This window comes from Salegentibacter sp. UBA1130 (assembly GCF_002311535.1).
In the GTDB taxonomy this organism is placed as follows: domain Bacteria; phylum Bacteroidota; class Bacteroidia; order Flavobacteriales; family Flavobacteriaceae; genus Salegentibacter; species Salegentibacter agarivorans.
Genome location: NZ_DCAP01000004.1, coordinates 45,249 through 61,630, shown reverse-complemented (window position 1 = coordinate 61,630; position 16,382 = coordinate 45,249). Strand labels below are relative to the sequence as shown.

Genomic DNA, 16,382 nt, shown 5'->3' with positions numbered 1-16,382 from the left:
TTAATTTCCTATTTCTCCCAAATGAGTGAACTTGAAGCCTTTTTCATACTTGAGCCCGTAGCCTAAAATACGATCAAAAGCCGCGTGTGAAAACAAAATTACACCTATTAATTGAAATACTTCATTTTGCAGGTAAAATCCCAGGAACCAGATTGAAATCGCAAATCCTTTATGATGAAAAAGGTTATAAATTAAAGCACCAATTTTATTATTGAAGAGATATCCAAGCATTCCAAAATCTGGTGTAAAAAATAAAACTAAAAACCACCACCAGGCAAAGTCTAATCGGCTAAAAGCGAAGATTCCCAATATTAACATTCCGAGTTCTTCAAGTGCGAGTGTTATTTTCATAAGAATTTATATAAAACAGGTTTTGAGGGGCTGGCATCGTTTTCAAAAGAAGCTATTTGCAGGTTTAGCAAATAATCCCCATCCTCAATAGAATTAGGAACATACACAAGTTCGGTAATAGTAGCATCAAACCGAGTGTTTTTCGGGTAATTCCAAAAAGCTTTATGCGCCAATAATTTCCCGTCATCCTTTTCCTTATCTACCGAAGGTAGATCTATAAGCAAATGTTTTACACCGGAATTTCTAAGATAAACCGCGGCCTCTTCACTAAGATAAGGCCAATTGGTATGTGAATATTTTTTAGTCTGCTTTTCCCTGAAATTGGGCAGCGTGCGTATAATTAAAGCTTCCGTTTCATTAGGCTGAATTTTCTCCCTCAAAATTGCCTCGGAAATCACCTTATCTTCTCCTCTTGTTTCAGGCTCTACTGAAATCAGTTTAGAAAGAAAGAAGAAAGTTTTTAAGGTTTGATTGACGCTGTAAAATTCCCTGGAAATATGCCCTACACATTCGGTATGCGTACCGTGAGCGTGCGGATTAAACTGAATATTATTAAAATTAACCGAGGCTCCTTCTGAAACTTTCCCAATAAAATCACCGTCTTTAACCGGATTTATTTTAGGAGCATCTAAATACCAGGCCACCGGGTTTTTAGCATCGCCCCGCAAACCAATGGAAATATCAATTGGTTTGGAAAGATCGGTTTCGTAAGTTTTCCTGTTGAGTTCTATACTTGCTTTCACAAGATAAATGTATTAAAAAGTTTCTGCTATTAAATATGAAAATGGAATAATAAGAATCTTTGGCAAATGTCATCTGATTGTCATCCAGAACTTGTTTCAGAGCCTGCCCCGATTTTGTTCGGGGATCTAAGTTTTTAGTAACTAGAACATGTTAGAAGCTGAAATAAATTCAGCTTGACGAGGTTTGAGTTTGTTGTATAGTTTTTAAATTGAAAGTCAAAAACTAGCATTTCTTAATCCAGGAAAAACAAATCTGCAGCAATCCCGTCGCTTAAAAATTTCCCTTTGGAAGTAATATGATAGATCCCATTTTGTTCCCGAAGTAGATCTTCCTTTTGTAACGGTTTAGCAAGTTCCAAAAAATGGGCTTTATATTTTTCTCCAAACTTCCCGGAAACCTCAGCAAGCTCTACTCCAAATTTTGTGCGAAGCCGCGTCATTACATATTCGTTGTATTTATCTGAAAGCGATAAGGTCTCAGTTTCTTGGGGAATTTTATCATTTTCCAGGGCTTTTATATATAAAGGATTATTGGAGATGTTCCATTTCCTGGAATCCCCATCATAAGAATGCGCGGCAGGACCAATACCTAAATAAGGTTTCCCTAGCCAATATGCAGTGTTGTTTTCTGAAAAATAATCAGGCTTGCCGAAATTAGAAAACTCGTAATGTTCAAAACCATTTTTTGTAAGGGTTTCCACCAGGATTTCGAAATGAAGTTTAGCGGCTTCATCATCTACCGGTTTTATTTTTCCTCTTTCAATAAATTTTTGAAGCGCGGTATTCGGTTCTACGGTAAGTGCATAACTGGAAATATGCGGTACACCAAGTTCTAACGAAATTTCTATATTTCGCTGCCATTGTTGTACACTCATTCCCGGGATTCCGTAGATAAGATCTATAGAAATATTATCGAAATATGATTTTGCGAGTTTTATACTTTTTAAAGCTTCCTCGGAGTTATGCGCGCGGTTCATCAGCTTTAAATCTTCTTCAAAAAAAGATTGAACTCCAATACTCAACCGGTTTATTTTAGAAGCCTTAAGCATTTTCAACTTTTCTTCGGTTAAGTCATCGGGATTTGCTTCCAGGGTTATTTCAGGATTTTCAGCAATCTTATAATTCGCATAAATTGTCTCAAAAATTTGTTGAAGTTCCTCCGCTTCTAACAAACTGGGAGTTCCGCCACCAAAATAGATCGTCTGGATTTCAGGAGAGTTAAGCTCATTTTTCCGCAGCACTAATTCCCTACATAACATTTCCACAAGCTTTCCCTTCTTTTTTAAAGAGGTAGAGAAATGAAAATCACAATAGTGACAAGCCTGCTTACAGAAAGGAATGTGAATGTATAAGCCCCCTCCGCCCCCAAAGGGGGAACCCGTAGATTCCTTCTCGCTACTATTGGTTTTCATAGAATATAATCTCTTTATTTTTTGGAATTTTTTCCCCTTAGATTTACCGAACTAACTCCCCCTTTAGAATCTGGAGAGCTATTTTGCTTTACAAAAGCAGCCCAACCGGAATAGCTTTTCCCCACTTCGGTTATACCTGAATTGTAAAAATGACAAACCGCAGCTGCAAGTCCGTCGGTTGAGTCGAGATTCTTTGGTAATGATTTCAAACCTAATAAACTTTGCAGCATTTTTGCCACCTGCTCTTTACTGGCATTTCCATTGCCGGTAATTGCCATTTTAATTTTCTTGGGTAAATATTCAGTAATTGGTATTTCTCTTGAAAGTCCCGCGGCCATAGCCACGCCCTGTGCCCTTCCCAGCTTAAGCATAGATTGTACGTTTTTACCAAAAAACGGGGCTTCAATTGCAATTTCATCTGGATGATAAGTATCTATCAACTCTATGGTACGTTCAAAAATCAATTTTAGTTTAACGTAATGATCGCTGTATTTACTTAGCTGCAACTCGTTTAGCTGCATAAATTTCATCTGCTTGTTTTCCACTTTTATGAGTCCGAAGCCCATAATCGTAGTTCCGGGATCAATTCCTAAAATGATTCTTTCGCTTTTCAAAATACTTTTTTCAATTTAAAATTCACCAAATTATAGGTAGCTTAGCAAAGCTAAGCAATTTCATTTCCTTACTCGCTAAGCGAGATTTCAAATACGCCATAGTTAAGATATTTTCTCTTTCTACTGCTCATCAATTTGCAGTGATTTGATTTACTTTACAGGGAAATTAAGACTTTAAAAACCGAGTATGTTCATCTTTATCATAATCTGTATTTGTTATTCGGTTTTAATGCTAATGCTGCTTTACGGCTGGAAAAAAATTCCTGAATTCTCTTCGGAAAGTTCCCCTGCGGAAATTCGGTTTTCGATCATTGTTCCTTTTAGAAATGAAACTGAAAATTTACCGAATTTATTGAATTCCTTATCCCGGATAAATTATCCTGAATCTAAGTTTGAAATACTCCTGGTGAACGATGAATCTGAAGATAATTCGGTGGAAATCATCGAGGAATTTCAGGAGAATCATTCAGAATTCGGTGTAAAACTTTTAGAAAACAAACGGGTTTCCAATTCTCCAAAAAAAAACGCCATTAACACTGCGATTAATTCTGCTAATTTTGAATATATAATTACCACAGATGCCGACTGTAAGATTCCTAAAAACTGGTTAAAAAGCTACAATGATTTTATCCTTAAAACCGGAAATAAACTCATTGCCGGGCCGGTGGCTTTAAGTTCTCTTCCAACAGCAAACACAAATATAAAACGTAAAAATATCTTAAGGAACTTTGAAGAGTTAGATGTTTTAAGTCTGCAGGCATCTACTGCCGGAGCCTTCGGTATCGGGAAAGCATTTATGTGCAATGGCGCAAATTTATGTTATGAGAAAGATGCCTTTTTAGAAGTTTCAGGGTTTACCGGAAATGATAACATTGCAAGCGGTGATGATGTTTTTTTGCTTCAAAAATTTCAACAGGAGAATTATAAAATCGGGTTTTTAAAAAGTAAAGAAGTACTCGTTTATACCAAACCTCAACAAAGTTTTGGTAATCTGGTGTCACAGCGAATTCGTTGGGCTTCTAAAGCGCCGGCTTATAAAGGTTTATTTGCAAAATTCACCGGAGTAAGCGTACTTTTGATGAACCTAAGTCTTGTGATCGCTCTTTTTTTAGTCTTCTTTCAAATCCTGCCCTACCAGCCTATTTTGATTATTTTTCTAATAAAATTTAATCTTGATTTTATACTGATCTACAGTTCAGCTAAATTTTTTCAGCGAGAAACAGTATTGCGAAGTTATTTTTGGAGCAGCATCTTTTATCCTTTTTTTAGCACTTACGTCGGGGTTAAATCCCTATTTTCGGACTTTTCCTGGAAGGGAAGACAATTTAAAAACTAAAGATGAATTATTATATTTTAGATTATATCACCTCTGATAATTACCTGGAGGAAAGGGTGAAATACCGAAAAGAACACTTAAATCACGCCACCGAATATTTTAATGAAGGCTATTTAATACTTGGAGGAGCCATCGACTCGGCAAACGAAGCGGTATTAGTTTTTAAAGCCGAAAGTGAGAAAATCGCGGAAGCTTTTGCTAAAAATGACCCATATGTAAAAAACGGACTTATTAAAAGCTGGTCGGTAAAAAAATGGAATGTGGTGATTGGTAATTAAATTGATACTGAAAGAAGATCTTCACCTAATTCGTGAATCGCTTTTTCTATTCTTTTTGCTCTTTCTTCTGATGCATTTGCTTTTCCACTGGCATATTGCCTCATGAGTGAAGGGTTTATACCGGATTTTTCGGCGATAGCAGAAATTTTTATTGGAAGAAGCTTAAAAAATGAAGCTATATCCAGCCTATATTCAAATTCAGTTAAACCTTTAATTTCATCTAACCATTCTTCATTAAGATCTTCTGCTACTTCTATATAATCCTCAAACGCAACTTTGAGATTTTGTTTTAATTCATCTAATGAATTTCCAAAAGCACTTACTCCGCCTGGGATATTTTGAGTACTTCCCCAGTAAGTCCCATCCTCGGCCTTTTCAACATATACATTAATCTTTTTCATTGTAATTTACTTAATTCCGGCTTGTTTTAAAATTGAATTCACCGTTCCCTTAGGAAGATCTTTTTTAGGATGCGGAATGGTAACAATCCCTCTCTTTTTAGGATGTTTAAAATGATGGTGACTTCCTTTTGTTCTTACGAGGTACCAACCATCTTTTTTAATTGCTTTAATTAAGGAAACCGAATTTACTCTTTAAATTTATAACAAAAATGTTATATAACAAAACTGTTATATGTGAATTGTTACTCAGCCTTAATAACAATTGGCATTTTAAAAACAGTTGAAACCGGTACGCCACGTTTACTCGCCGGGTAAATTTTTGGAAGAGAATCTATGCTTTGGTCTAACCACATTCGCAATTCTGGCAATTGATTATTTAAGGTAGAATCTATTTTAACCGAATCGATCTCTGGACGGCCCGCACTGTTTATTTCCAGGTAAAGATAAAGCGTATCGTCTATAGATTCTGTAACTACCGGTTGTTGTTTAGAAAGATAAGCATAAATATTTTCGGCTACTTCCCGCTCAAAACATTCCCGGGCCGCAAGTAGTTCGGTTTCGTCCTGGCAGTCTTCAAAAGCAGGGTATTCGTCTACTTCTTTCCAATTAAGTGTTCGGGATTCCAGTTCCAGCACCTCTTCAGAAGAAATTTTCTTGGTCTCAAAATTACAGGAGGAAATTAGTAAAAGTGCAATTACAAATAATCCACGCCGAAACAAAATCAAAAGGGAATGGCAGAAGAAATAAGACTTAAATCTTGAGATAGGTTTCAGAGCATTTAAATCTCGATTATCGAGTAAAGCTTTTTTCATTGGCAAACGCACTTGGACTTTAAGCAAAAGTAAGGAAAATTAGGAGAAAGCCTGGCGAAAATAAAAAGCTAATCTTCTATTGCATCCAGTTTTAAAGACTTTATTTCTAACTGCCAGGCAGCCTCATCAAGATCCAGGTTTTTATACTCTAAAAGATATTTATTCGTCTTTGATTTCAAACCATCCACGGCTCGTAAAAGTTGATGATTTAAATCCATAATAAAACCATGTTTCAAGTTTTTGTCTGCATAGATATTGTAAACAAGCCGGTTATATTTCACCGCTGGCTGCTTATAAACCAAAGCTTTTGTTTCTTCTAAAAGTTCGTTCATGCTCAGTTTTTGCTCTTCCAAATAGATATTTTTATCGGCGTCTACAAAAACATTGATTTCAAAAGCTTCCTGGGAATGCCCTGTATTGGCAATGAGAAAAAGACTAAAAAAAAGTAAAGTGATTTTAAATTTCATAGGTGTTAATTCAAAGTTTTTTCAAATGCTCGATGTGGGAAAATTAAATTAATTCTCAGCTAAATGCATCTTTTTCTTCAGGTCGCTTGCCCGGGTTTTCGCCCTGTATAACATTCCATCGTTACCAATGGTTTCATATTTATTAAAATAAGCCAGGTAATATTTTATAACGGTTGAATCGTCAGCCATATAATTATCGGCAGCTACGGCCCGTTCGTATAAAGCTCTCTCATTATCTGGGTTTTCTTCCAGGGCTTTATTAAAATAATCTAACGCGTCTTTATATTTTTCCTGCATCTTATAGGTTAGTCCCAAACTCAAATATTCGGCATCTAACGGTTGCTTCTTTATAAGAATAGACATTAATAAATGGGTTTCAGATTTATCAAAATCCCCGGTTAGGGCATATAATTTCCCGAGAGTATAATGTGTATCTGAATTTCGGTCTTCGATCTCCAAAGCTTTATTATAGTTTTTAATTGCTTTTTCATACTCATTAAGTCGATAATACGCAAACCCAAGTTTACTATAGATAAATTCTGAATCCTGCCCAATTTCTATCAGCTTTTCATAAGGTTGAAGCGCTTCTTTATAAAGCTTCAGTGAAGAATAGGTTTGTGCCAGGATGGAAAGCAAGGAAGGATTGTTTGGATTCACCTTCAATCCTATTTTACTAAAGTGCTCAGCCATCGTATACTGACGGTGCTTTAATTTATCCTTTGCCAGCTTATAAAGTGCACCCTGATGCGTGTTATCTAAGGCTATAGTGAACATAAAATAACTTATTGCCGTACTATCTTTTAACTTCTCCTTGATCAAACCTAGCTGATATTTAAAATTGGCATTATCGGGATATTTCTCGGTTAGATCTTTAAAAAGACTATCGGCTAACTTTAGTTTCCCACTTTTCACCAGTAATTCGCCATAATCTATTGTGGTTAAAACACGGTTGGGGTTTTGACTTAAAACTTTTTTATAGTTCTCAAGTGCAATCTCCGGTTGCCGGTTGGCAGCATAATTTTTAGCCAGTTTTAAGTAGGTTTTCTCTGTTTGAGGAGCTATTTCCTGAAGTTTTTTTATGGCCTCAGCATATTCTCCCACGGCATACAAACTGTCTGAAACAGCCAAAGCCGAAGTTTGAGCTTCGGCTTTAAAGGCTACTAACATTAAAATAATTATTAGACTAACTCTATTCACTGCTACCTACTTGAAAAACTATAGGAAGAGAATACATCACACTTATGTCTTTACCATCTTGTTTCCCCGGCTGCATCTGTGGAAGTTCAGAAATAACTCTTATGGCTTCTTCCTGTAAAGCTGGATGTGAAGCTCGTGCTTTTACATCTACTACTTCTCCGGTTCTATCTATCCTAAATTGAGCAATTACGCGATTAACACCTTTTAAGTTTAATTGTTTTCCTAAACCGGTATTAAAATTTTTATTTACAAATTGGGAAATCTGGCGACTCATACATTCTTTTCTCTCCTCATTAGTACTTAAGTTTTCACAACCAACAAATACCGGCACATCTTCTACTACTGCAAATGGCACCCCAACTTCTTTTTCTGTAACGATAGGCGGCAATGGCGGTGGTGGTGGCGTTGATCCCTTTTCATTTTGACTCATCGCATCTAGAATTTCAAATAATTGCTGCTTTTCGGTGTCTGATAATTTCTTACCATCATCAATGGCCATTTTAATTTCTGCTAATTGTTCTGAAATGGACTGATTCTCTTCCAGACCTTCTCTATTTTCTGAACAGGAAACATAAGTCAGCATCATAAAGAGTAAAGGCAGCACAAATAAATACTTGAATTTCGCAATTGTTTTTGATCTTGATTTTTGTAACATAATAATTCGTTTTTTGATTAATGAATGATTAAAAAATTGATTGATGAATGAAATATTCTGCGTGTTAAACGCGGTGTTAAGCAACTGTTCATAATAGCTGCGTTTGGTTGTGGTTTTCACCACGTTTGCATCGGCGATGAACTCGTGCAAAGTGGCAATCCTGCTTTGGTAGATATAAACCAGCGGATTAAACCAAAATATAATCTTTAAAGCTTCAAAAAATACCAGGTCCAGGCTATGCCTTTGTTTTACGTGAACTAGCTCGTGAGACAAAATTTGCTGCTTTTCTGCTTCAGATAATTTATCACCTAAAAAGATGGTTTTGAAAAAAGTACAGGCAATGTTTGAGTTTGGAACTTCAATAATTCGTAGCTCTTTATCTTCTGAAATTCTTCTAAAACGGAATAGATGATTTAAGTTTTGATATTTTTTCAGCAATAAAATTAAGCTAAGTACCACTCCTGAAACATATGTTACCAGCCACCAGTTTATTTGTAAACCCTGCTCCTGCACTAAGTTTACAGCAGGCAATTGCTGAATATTCTCTGGTTGTCCGCCAATATAAACTTCGGGAAGCAAAACCTGTGAAAGTGCAGAAATAGAGTCTGCCGGAACAAGCGCCGATAAACTTTCAAATTTCAATAATGGCAGTAAAAGTGAAACAAGCGGTGTTACTAATAAATACAGCCTGTTTATCGTAAAAAATGTCTCTTTTTTTAGCAGCAGTTCATACATCAGCAAAAAACCGAGTTGAAACATAACTACCTGAAGTATATAATCTAACATTACTTTTCTTTTTTATTGATTTCTTTTAAAATGGCTTCCAGGTCTTTAGTGTCCATATCGTTTTTCTTCATAAAAAAAGAAACCATACTTTTAAAGGAGCCGTTAAAATAATTGTTCATCAATTTATTGATGCTTTGATTGCTATAAGTTTCACGAGCCAAAAGCGGAAAATACAAATAGCCCTTCCCTTTCTTTTCGTGATCTACAAAACCTTTGTCTTCCAGGATTCTCACAATGGTAGAAACCGTATTATAAGCCGGTTTAGGCTCTGGCATTTCTTCTATTATTGAAGCGACATTGGCTTTCTCCAGTTTCCAGAGAATTTGCATAATCTCTTCTTCGGCTTTGGTTAGTTGTTTCATAATTAATGTTTGTCATTTCCGCGCAGGCGGAAATCTCTTATTATATTCATTTGTCATTCCCACGCAGGTCGAATCTATATCCAAACCTTTAATTCTTCTTCCACGTCAAGCTGAATTTATTTCAGACTTTATCCCGAATTAACTCGGGATTCCAGGATTAATTGAAACTAGATCTCCGAATCTATTCGGAGCAGGCTCTGAAACAAGTTCAGGATGTCGTAAAATTCAAGTTCAACACTGCTAATATAAACTAACATTTTAGTTTAACCTAATAATTTAGTTAAAAACTTCTTCGGAATTAAATTATATTTGATAATCAAAACATTTAAAAGACTATGGATCTAATATTATTTGGAGTTGGAGCGGTTTTAATGATCCTTGGAATTCTGGGAAGTTTTTTACCGGTTTTGCCCGGTGTACCGCTTAGTTGGGTGGGATTATTGCTTCTTTATTTAGCACCGTCTGTCCCTATAAATTATTGGGTTTTAGGCATCGCTTTTGTCCTCGCTGCCATAATTTATGCCCTTCAACTTATTATTCCGGCAATGGGAACAAAAAAATACGGCGGAAGTACAGCCGGAATGTGGGGCGCTACTATTGGATTGGTAATCGGGATTTTTGTTCCAATCCCGCTGGGAATAATAATAGGAGCTTTTGCAGGAGCCTTTATTGGGGAAATTATTAATAAATCTGATTCTAAATCGGCTTTACGGGCAGCCTACGGATCTTTTATTGGTCTTCTTGCTTCTACATTTATGGAGTTGGTAGTAGCGGTAGGATTTTTAATTTTCTTCAGCTATAAAGCCTGGGAATTTAGGGAATTGATATTTTAAAAAAGAGGCTGTTTAAAAATGGTTTAACTAAAGTCTGGTAAATTTGGGCTAAACAAAATGAGATGTAAAACCTGTTATTTTTAAACAGCCTCTGCAAGCATCTTAATGTGCTACAAAAACAGCCTTTCTTTTCTTGAGCTGCTGGTCAAGTTCGAAGATGGTTTTTTTGATGGCTAATTCAAAACTTTCTTCTGTAGAGGAAGCAAAAATCCTGGGGCCGGGAGCACTAAGCTCGATCTCACAAATTTTTGATCTTCCCGTTGGGTCATTTTCTTCTTTAAAATAAACTTCGGCTCTAATAAGCCATTCATATTTTTCTGATAATTTATCTAAGTGTTCTGATACAAATTGAGTTAAATTCTGACTTCCTTTTGTTTTTATAAATTGAATATTGATGAACATGGTAGTAGGTTTTAATTGTTAGTTCAAAATTAGGTTTAAGGTTTCTTATTAAATATGATAAAGGTCACTTTGGATTCAATTAGACCAAATCTTAACGATCAATTTATGAGTATTCAGGCCGCTTGTCGGTATCTTTTATATACTCTGTAATCTTAAAAACTTCTAACCTGTTTAACCTGAAGGCTTTTACAAAACTTGCGATTTCATCTTCCAAATGTTCGTGTTCCATTCTAAAAACCCTGGAATCTTCCATTTTTTCAAGAATCATTTTCCCTATTTGCTGCCTATGCTTATCGGTTTTCTCCAATAGATCCTGGCAACGTTCTTTTAATTTTAGAAGTTCATTCTTCATATTTGAGGCCACCTTATAATTTTCATCTTTATCTATCCATATAAAATAGCTATCTAAAAGTTTATGTAGAAAAGTGAGATCGTCCCTGAAAAAATGTAAATCTGAATTCCAGTGTTTAGTGAGCGTATAGAGCTGCTCCATATTGGCTTCGGCAATAAAATCGCCTTTTGGCCTTTTCCTTATACTTTCCATAATTAATAGTTTTATAATACATTGAAATTAATATAATACGATCTAAAAAAGTATGATTTTCGTCAGTCGCAGGTAAGTTTAATTCGCCAATTTCAGGAACTTTAAAATTTGGGATAACACTAATGAAGCAAACCCAAAAACCACGATAATTATAAAGTGATTCGCTGAAAGTGGTACCAGTGATAGAGCTTCTGACATTAAAGGAATATGATAAACCAGCACCATAGTTAAAACCGAAAAAACCAATGCTCCCCAAACCCACGGGTTGGTGGTAACTTCATTTTTCAGGAAAGATATTTTTCGTCCGGGTAGATTAAAGACATTCAGTAACTGACCTAAAATAAGGGTATAAAAAGCAATATTATTTACCATAATAGCACTTAGACCCATTTTAAAATGTGTGTAGGCCACAACGCCAATTACCGCCGCTGTAATACTTAAACCATATAAAACTGTAGCGGTCCAGAGTTTTTTAGTAAGTATTGGCTCCTGCGGATCCCTGGGAGGATCTTTCATAATGTTTGGATCTCCTTTACCCACACCCAGCGCTAATGCCGGGAAAACATCGGTTACCAGGTTTAGAAAAAGTATTTGGAGCGGAAGTAAGGGCATGGGCAAGTTACTAAAGGATGCCAGGGCTACCGAGATTATCTCTGCCAGGTTACACGAAAGTAAAAAAATCACAAATTGCCTGATATTTTCAAAAATGGTACGTCCCTGTCTTATGGCAAGCTCGGTAGAGGTGAATTTATCGTCCATCAGGATCACATCGGCAACTTCCTTGGCAGCCTCGGTTCCTCTAATTCCCATGGCAATGCCGATATCTGCTTTTTTAAGGGCCGGGGCATCGTTTACCCCATCTCCCAGCATTCCCACAATCGCTTTATTTTTTTGATAAAATTCTACTAAATCTAATTTTTGGCCGGGAACCATTCTTGCAAAAATTCCCGCCCGCATCAAGGTCATTTGTTTATCTTCAGGTAAACTGCCTATTTCTTCGAGATCGGCACCATGTACAACCATTTCTTCAGGGGCGTCTTCAGCTATTAACCCAATTTCCTCTCCTATTTTTCTAGCAGTATCAGGATGGTCGCCGGTTACCATTACCACCCGTATTCCCGCGTTTTTATAAGTTTCAATTGCTTGTTTAATATCCTTTCGCGGCGGATCTAAAAATCCTAAAATTCCCACGAAGGTGAGATTATTCATTAAATCTTCATAATCTGGCTTTGCATCAGTTTGTTTAAAAGCAAAAGCCAGAACACGCATACCTTCGGCTGCAATTAATTTTGACTGTTTTTGCCATTCCTCTTTATCCAGAAATTTCTTTGCCCCATCTTTGGTTAAAATGAAATCACAGGAATCAAGCAAAGCCTCCAAAGCTCCTTTCACACAAATTAAATATTTGCTTTCAAAATTATGTAAAGTGGCCATTTTTTTGATTTCAGCATCAAAAGGAACCTCCTGTATTTTCGGATATTTTTGCTGAAGTTTTTTATAATCAAATCCCATCTCGGCAACAAATTCAACTAACGCGATCTCCACGGCATCTCCAGTGAATTTATTATCTTTTAATTTTGAATTATTACAGAGGCTACCAATTTGTATCAGTTTTTCAAAAGCAGGATCTGTTTTGAAATTTGCAGCTTCGGTTGCCGGAAAATCTAAAGTGCCCAACATTAAATGGTGAACGCTCATTTTATTTTCGGTAAGTGTGCCAGTTTTATCGGTGCAAATTATCCCGGTTTCGCCTAAAGTTTGAACCGCCTCCAATTTTTTAATCACTACATTCTTTTTAGAAAGTCGAAGCATTCCCCTTGCAAGAGCTATGGTGGCCACAATGGGCAAACCTTCAGGAATTGCTGCTACCGCTAAGGCAATTCCGGTTTTTATCATCAACATTAAATCTTTGCCCTGGAAGTAGCCGGTTATTACAATTAGCATAGCTAGAATTAACGTGAGCCATATAAGCCATCTGCTTAATTTTTTCAACTTTTTTTCTAAAGGCGTACTTTGCTTTTTAGCACTACTGGTGAGTTCGCTAATACGGCCAATTTCGGTATTAATCCCTGTTGCTATTACAATGGCCTTTGCTTTTCCCCTAACCGCAATCGTACCTTTATACAACATATTTTTACGATTGGCCAGAGGAACTTTTTCGGGAATTGCTTCAATATTTTTTTCTATCTGATTACTTTCCCCGGTGAGAATAGCTTCTTTTACCGCAAAACTTTCGGTTTTCAGCATTCGGCAATCGGCAGGAATAACATCGCCACTCTCCAGAATTACAATATCACCGGGAACCAATCCTGCCGCCTTAATTTGCTCTTCCTTACCACTACGCAAAACATTGGCCTGAGTTTCTACCATTTTCTGCAGAGCTTCTACTGAGCGAAGCGCCTGCCATTCCATAAAAAATCCAATAAGCGCAGTAATAAGGATCAAAATTAAAACCGCCGTGCCTTCCAGCCATTCGCCAAAGAAATAAGCCAATGCCATCGCGGCAGCCAGAATATAAATTATAGGATCAAGAAATTGCTCTAAAAATATGAGTCCGATATTTTTAGATTTCGATTCTTTTAATCGATTAGCTCCGTGTTTTTCTAATCTTGATTTAACTTCAGAACTATCTAATCCTTTATTGGGATCTACATTAAATTCCGACAAGATTTTTTCAACAGCGAGCGTGTGCAGATCTTTAGACATTTCTTAGTATTTTACTCGATAATCGAAATTAAATATTCCGGGGATTGCCTCGAAATCAGATTATATTTTCCAATATCAATGCTTCCTGAGCCTGCCCCCGAAGTTGTTTACTGCCCGGCCTCGGCCTTATTAATATTCTCTATTCCTTTTAAAAGTGCATCAGGATTAAACGAAATACTATCTATTTGTTCTTTTACCAGAAATGAAGCGAATTCGGGGAAATCACTGGGCGCCTGCCCGCAAAGTCCTATTTTCTTCCCGACTTTCCTGGCTTTTTGTATCGCTTTGGAAACCATTTCTTTAGCAGCAGCATTATTTTCATCAAAAACACTTACCATTAATTCTGAATCGCGATCAACACCCAGCGTGAGTTGTGTGAGATCGTTAGATCCTATGGAAAATCCGTCAAAATGTTCTGCAAATTCTTCAAGGAGAATTACGTTAGAGGGAATTTCTACCATCATATAGATTTCAAGAGAATTCTTTCCGCGCTCCAAACCGAATTTTTTCATAAGCTTTATTACGGATTTTGCTTCTTCAATCGTTCTGCAAAAAGGAATCATCACTTTTAAATTATCAAGACCCATTTCTTCCCTAACTCTTTTAATAGCTTTGCACTCAAGCTCAAAAGCTTCTTTATAGTTAGGATGAGGGTAACGCGCAGCGCCTCTAAAACCAAGCATAGGATTTTCTTCTAAAGGTTCAAATTGACGGCCTCCAATTAGGTTTGCATATTCGTTACTTTTAAAATCGCTAAGCCTAACAATTACTTCTTTTGGGTGAAATGCGGCCGCCATTACGGCTATTCCGCGGGATAATTCTTCAACAAAAAAATCACTTTTATTTTTATATTGCCAGGTAAGTTCGTCTATGGTTTTTTTTGCAGCTTTTTCTTTAACCTCATCATATTTTACCAAAGCCATTGGGTGAATTTTTATTTTATGGGTAATTATAAATTCCATTCGTAATAATCCAATTCCTGTATTTGGATAAAAAGAAAGTTGAAAGGCCCGGTCTGGATCTGATAGAATGAATTTAGCTTCGGTTTTTGGAAGTGAAATTTTTCCAAAATCAATTTCCCTGGTATCAAACTCCAGGGCACCTTTATAAATAAAACCGGTTTTGCCTTCACAGGAAACGGTAATCATTTCCCCGTCTTTAATTTTTGTAGTAGCATCGTTTGTACCCACTATGGCCGGCACACCAAGTTCGCGGGCTACAATTGCCGCATGACTGGTTCTTCCGCCTCTATCGGTTACAACTGCAGCTGCCAATTTTAATAGCGGATCCCAGTCTGGGCTGGTGTTATTGGTAATAAGAATCTCCCCGGGATTTAACTTATGTCCTTCTTCAGGTGACTTCAAAAATCGCGCTTTACCGGTGGCGATGCTGGAACCAATAGCGCTTCCGCTAGTTAAAATTTCGCCTTTTTGCTTTAGGTGATATTCAATATAAAGGCGTTTATCTTCATCCTTATGTACCGTTTCGGGGCGGGCCTGGGTAATAAAAAGTTCGTTGGTTAAACCGTCTTTTGCCCACTCCACATCCATTGGGCGGTTATAATGCTTTTCGATAAGTAAAATCCATCGGGAAAGTTTAATTACCTCATCATCACTTAAAACAAAACTATCCTGTTTTTCGAGCGGAGTTTCAATGTTCACTGTTGAAGAATGGCCGCTGGATTCGGCATAAACCATAGAAAGTTCTTTGTGCCCCAGTTTTTTCTGAATAATCGGATTTTCAGCTTTATCAATAGTTGGTTTAAAAACATCAAATTCGTCTGGATTCACCAATCCCTGCACAATATTTTCACCTAATCCCCAAACACCGGATAAATGAATAATATTTCTGAAACCAGATTCGGGTTCGAGGCTAAAACCAATCCCCGAGCAACTAATATCAGATCGAACCATCTTTTGTACACCTACCGAAAGTGCTATTTCGTGATGCAAAAAGCCCTGGTCTTCTCTGTATTTAATAGCCCTATTGGTATAAAGGGAAGCAAAACATTTCTTAACCGCCTCAAGCAATGCTTCGTTTCCTTTAATATTTAAAAAGGTGTCATGCTGGCCGGCAAAACTCGCACCCGGTAAATCTTCGGCCGTGGCACTACTTCTCACGGCCACCTGGATGTTTTCTCCTTTTCCCAAATCGTTATATGCGGCAACAATTTCTTCGGAAAAATCTATGGAAAATTCTCCCCTTAAAATCAGCTCCCTGGCTTCAGAGCCAATACTGCTAAGGTTCTCATAATTCTTCCTATCAAGTCTTTTCAATAAACTTTTTATGTCTTCTTCAATATTATTCGACTTTAAAAAGGCCCAAAAACCTTCTGAAGTGGTAGCGAAACCATCTGGCACCAGAACACCTTCAGAAGATAATTCGTTATACATTTCGCCCAGAGAAGCATTTTTCCCGCCAACCTTTGTGACATCTTTTATAGATATCTCTCTAAATTTTTTAATGAATTTCATAAGCTTAAT

18 protein-coding genes are annotated in these 16,382 nt (G+C 36.8%); 3 read left to right on the top strand and 15 right to left on the bottom strand.

The window, feature by feature from the left end:
• From B4F31_RS01080 to ruvC, 4 genes are all read right to left on the bottom strand, one after another.
• Complete coding sequence (locus B4F31_RS01080) at positions 1 to 351, bottom strand: DUF4260 domain-containing protein (protein WP_075325927.1); 351 nt, start codon at positions 349 to 351, stop codon at positions 1 to 3.
• Positions 348 to 1,094, bottom strand: a complete 747-nt coding sequence (locus B4F31_RS01075) for a cyclase family protein (protein ID WP_286760380.1) — start codon at positions 1,092 to 1,094, stop codon at positions 348 to 350. Before B4F31_RS01075 ends, B4F31_RS01080 begins: the two co-directional genes overlap by 4 nt.
• 233 nt (positions 1,095 to 1,327) lie before the next feature.
• Positions 1,328 to 2,506, bottom strand: a complete 1,179-nt coding sequence (hemW, locus tag B4F31_RS01070) for a radical SAM family heme chaperone HemW (RefSeq protein WP_286760379.1) — start codon at positions 2,504 to 2,506, stop codon at positions 1,328 to 1,330.
• 14 nt (positions 2,507 to 2,520) lie between these two features.
• Positions 2,521 to 3,120 (bottom strand): crossover junction endodeoxyribonuclease RuvC, encoded by a 600-nt coding sequence (ruvC, locus tag B4F31_RS01065; protein ID WP_245764352.1) that lies wholly within the window; start codon positions 3,118 to 3,120, stop codon positions 2,521 to 2,523.
• Positions 3,121 to 3,307: 187 nt separating this feature from the next.
• On the opposite strand from ruvC, the gene B4F31_RS01060 reads away from it, so the two are divergent.
• Both B4F31_RS01060 and B4F31_RS01055 read left to right on the top strand, forming a co-directional pair.
• Complete coding sequence (locus tag B4F31_RS01060) at positions 3,308 to 4,456, top strand: glycosyltransferase family 2 protein (protein WP_075325924.1); 1,149 nt, start codon at positions 3,308 to 3,310, stop codon at positions 4,454 to 4,456.
• 2 nt (positions 4,457 to 4,458) lie between these two features.
• Positions 4,459 to 4,734, top strand: coding sequence for a YciI-like protein (locus tag B4F31_RS01055; protein ID WP_093303882.1), 276 nt, complete (start codon positions 4,459 to 4,461; stop codon positions 4,732 to 4,734).
• On the opposite strand, the gene B4F31_RS01050 is transcribed toward B4F31_RS01055, so the two are convergent.
• The 7 genes from B4F31_RS01050 to B4F31_RS01020 form a co-directional block, all read right to left on the bottom strand.
• A complete protein-coding gene (locus tag B4F31_RS01050; RefSeq protein ID WP_093303885.1) occupies positions 4,731 to 5,135 on the bottom strand; it encodes a type II toxin-antitoxin system HicB family antitoxin in 405 nt (134 codons plus the stop codon). The two genes, B4F31_RS01055 and B4F31_RS01050, sit on opposite strands and share 4 nt — an antisense overlap.
• Positions 5,136 to 5,141: 6 nt before the next feature.
• Positions 5,142 to 5,297: a type II toxin-antitoxin system HicA family toxin gene (locus B4F31_RS01045; protein ID WP_245764355.1), complete on the bottom strand. Its 156-nt coding sequence runs from the start codon at positions 5,295 to 5,297 to the stop codon at positions 5,142 to 5,144.
• An 80-nt stretch (positions 5,298 to 5,377) separates the two neighbouring features.
• Entirely contained in the window at positions 5,378 to 5,947 is a 570-nt protein-coding gene (locus B4F31_RS01040) for a hypothetical protein (RefSeq protein ID WP_286760378.1), read from the bottom strand.
• Positions 5,948 to 6,015: 68 nt separating this feature from the next.
• Positions 6,016 to 6,414, bottom strand: coding sequence for an ExbD/TolR family protein (locus B4F31_RS01035; protein WP_286760377.1), 399 nt, complete (start codon positions 6,412 to 6,414; stop codon positions 6,016 to 6,018).
• Between the two features lie 48 nt (positions 6,415 to 6,462).
• Positions 6,463 to 7,581, bottom strand: a complete 1,119-nt coding sequence (locus B4F31_RS01030) for a tetratricopeptide repeat protein (RefSeq protein ID WP_286760376.1) — start codon at positions 7,579 to 7,581, stop codon at positions 6,463 to 6,465.
• 22 nt (positions 7,582 to 7,603) lie between these two features.
• Complete coding sequence (locus B4F31_RS01025; RefSeq protein ID WP_286760375.1) at positions 7,604 to 9,052, bottom strand: M56 family metallopeptidase; 1,449 nt, start codon at positions 9,050 to 9,052, stop codon at positions 7,604 to 7,606.
• The gene (locus B4F31_RS01020) at positions 9,052 to 9,414 is read right to left on the bottom strand and encodes a BlaI/MecI/CopY family transcriptional regulator (protein WP_057482135.1); all 363 of its coding nucleotides are present in this window, start codon (positions 9,412 to 9,414) and stop codon (positions 9,052 to 9,054) included. Before B4F31_RS01020 ends, B4F31_RS01025 begins: the two co-directional genes overlap by 1 nt.
• Positions 9,415 to 9,749: 335 nt before the next feature.
• Here B4F31_RS01020 and B4F31_RS01015 point away from each other — a divergent pair, with 335 nt between their 5' ends.
• Positions 9,750 to 10,247 (top strand): DUF456 domain-containing protein, encoded by a 498-nt coding sequence (locus B4F31_RS01015; protein WP_286760374.1) that lies wholly within the window; start codon positions 9,750 to 9,752, stop codon positions 10,245 to 10,247.
• A 102-nt stretch (positions 10,248 to 10,349) separates the two neighbouring features.
• Here the strand turns inward: B4F31_RS01015 and B4F31_RS01010 are convergent, their stop codons facing one another.
• The 4 genes from B4F31_RS01010 to ppsA all read right to left on the bottom strand — a co-directional run bounded on the left by B4F31_RS01010 (position 10,350) and on the right by ppsA (position 16,373).
• On the bottom strand, positions 10,350 to 10,649 hold the full coding sequence (locus B4F31_RS01010; protein WP_075325918.1) for an HPF/RaiA family ribosome-associated protein: 300 nt from the start codon (positions 10,647 to 10,649) through the stop codon (positions 10,350 to 10,352).
• 103 nt (positions 10,650 to 10,752) lie between these two features.
• Positions 10,753 to 11,193: a hypothetical protein gene (locus B4F31_RS01005; protein ID WP_286760373.1), complete on the bottom strand. Its 441-nt coding sequence runs from the start codon at positions 11,191 to 11,193 to the stop codon at positions 10,753 to 10,755.
• A gap of 78 nt (positions 11,194 to 11,271) precedes the next feature.
• Positions 11,272 to 13,899, bottom strand: coding sequence for a cation-translocating P-type ATPase (locus B4F31_RS01000; RefSeq protein WP_286760372.1), 2,628 nt, complete (start codon positions 13,897 to 13,899; stop codon positions 11,272 to 11,274).
• A gap of 107 nt (positions 13,900 to 14,006) precedes the next feature.
• Positions 14,007 to 16,373, bottom strand: coding sequence for a phosphoenolpyruvate synthase (gene ppsA / locus B4F31_RS00995; protein WP_286760371.1), 2,367 nt, complete (start codon positions 16,371 to 16,373; stop codon positions 14,007 to 14,009).
• Positions 16,374 to 16,382 lie beyond the last annotated feature (9 nt).

Bases quoted from the DNA above. Each gene is read 5' to 3' on its own strand.
- B4F31_RS01080 (WP_075325927.1), bottom strand. From the start codon at position 351: ATGAAAATAACACTCGCACTTGAAGAACTCGGAATGTTAATATTGGGA.
- hemW (WP_286760379.1), bottom strand. From the start codon at position 2,506: ATGAAAACCAATAGTAGCGAGAAGGAATCTACGGGTTCCCCCTTTGGG.
- B4F31_RS01060 (WP_075325924.1), top strand. From the start codon at position 3,308: ATGTTCATCTTTATCATAATCTGTATTTGTTATTCGGTTTTAATGCTA.
- B4F31_RS01055 (WP_093303882.1), top strand. From the start codon at position 4,459: ATGAATTATTATATTTTAGATTATATCACCTCTGATAATTACCTGGAG.
- B4F31_RS01050 (WP_093303885.1), bottom strand. From the start codon at position 5,135: ATGAAAAAGATTAATGTATATGTTGAAAAGGCCGAGGATGGGACTTAC.
- B4F31_RS01040 (WP_286760378.1), bottom strand. From the start codon at position 5,947: ATGAAAAAAGCTTTACTCGATAATCGAGATTTAAATGCTCTGAAACCT.
- B4F31_RS01035 (WP_286760377.1), bottom strand. From the start codon at position 6,414: ATGAAATTTAAAATCACTTTACTTTTTTTTAGTCTTTTTCTCATTGCC.
- B4F31_RS01030 (WP_286760376.1), bottom strand. From the start codon at position 7,581: ATGTTAGTAGCCTTTAAAGCCGAAGCTCAAACTTCGGCTTTGGCTGTT.
- B4F31_RS01025 (WP_286760375.1), bottom strand. From the start codon at position 9,052: ATGTTAGATTATATACTTCAGGTAGTTATGTTTCAACTCGGTTTTTTG.
- B4F31_RS01020 (WP_057482135.1), bottom strand. From the start codon at position 9,414: ATGAAACAACTAACCAAAGCCGAAGAAGAGATTATGCAAATTCTCTGG.
- B4F31_RS01015 (WP_286760374.1), top strand. From the start codon at position 9,750: ATGGATCTAATATTATTTGGAGTTGGAGCGGTTTTAATGATCCTTGGA.
- B4F31_RS01010 (WP_075325918.1), bottom strand. From the start codon at position 10,649: ATGTTCATCAATATTCAATTTATAAAAACAAAAGGAAGTCAGAATTTA.
- B4F31_RS01005 (WP_286760373.1), bottom strand. From the start codon at position 11,193: ATGGAAAGTATAAGGAAAAGGCCAAAAGGCGATTTTATTGCCGAAGCC.
- B4F31_RS01000 (WP_286760372.1), bottom strand. From the start codon at position 13,899: ATGTCTAAAGATCTGCACACGCTCGCTGTTGAAAAAATCTTGTCGGAA.
- ppsA (WP_286760371.1), bottom strand. From the start codon at position 16,373: ATGAAATTCATTAAAAAATTTAGAGAGATATCTATAAAAGATGTCACA.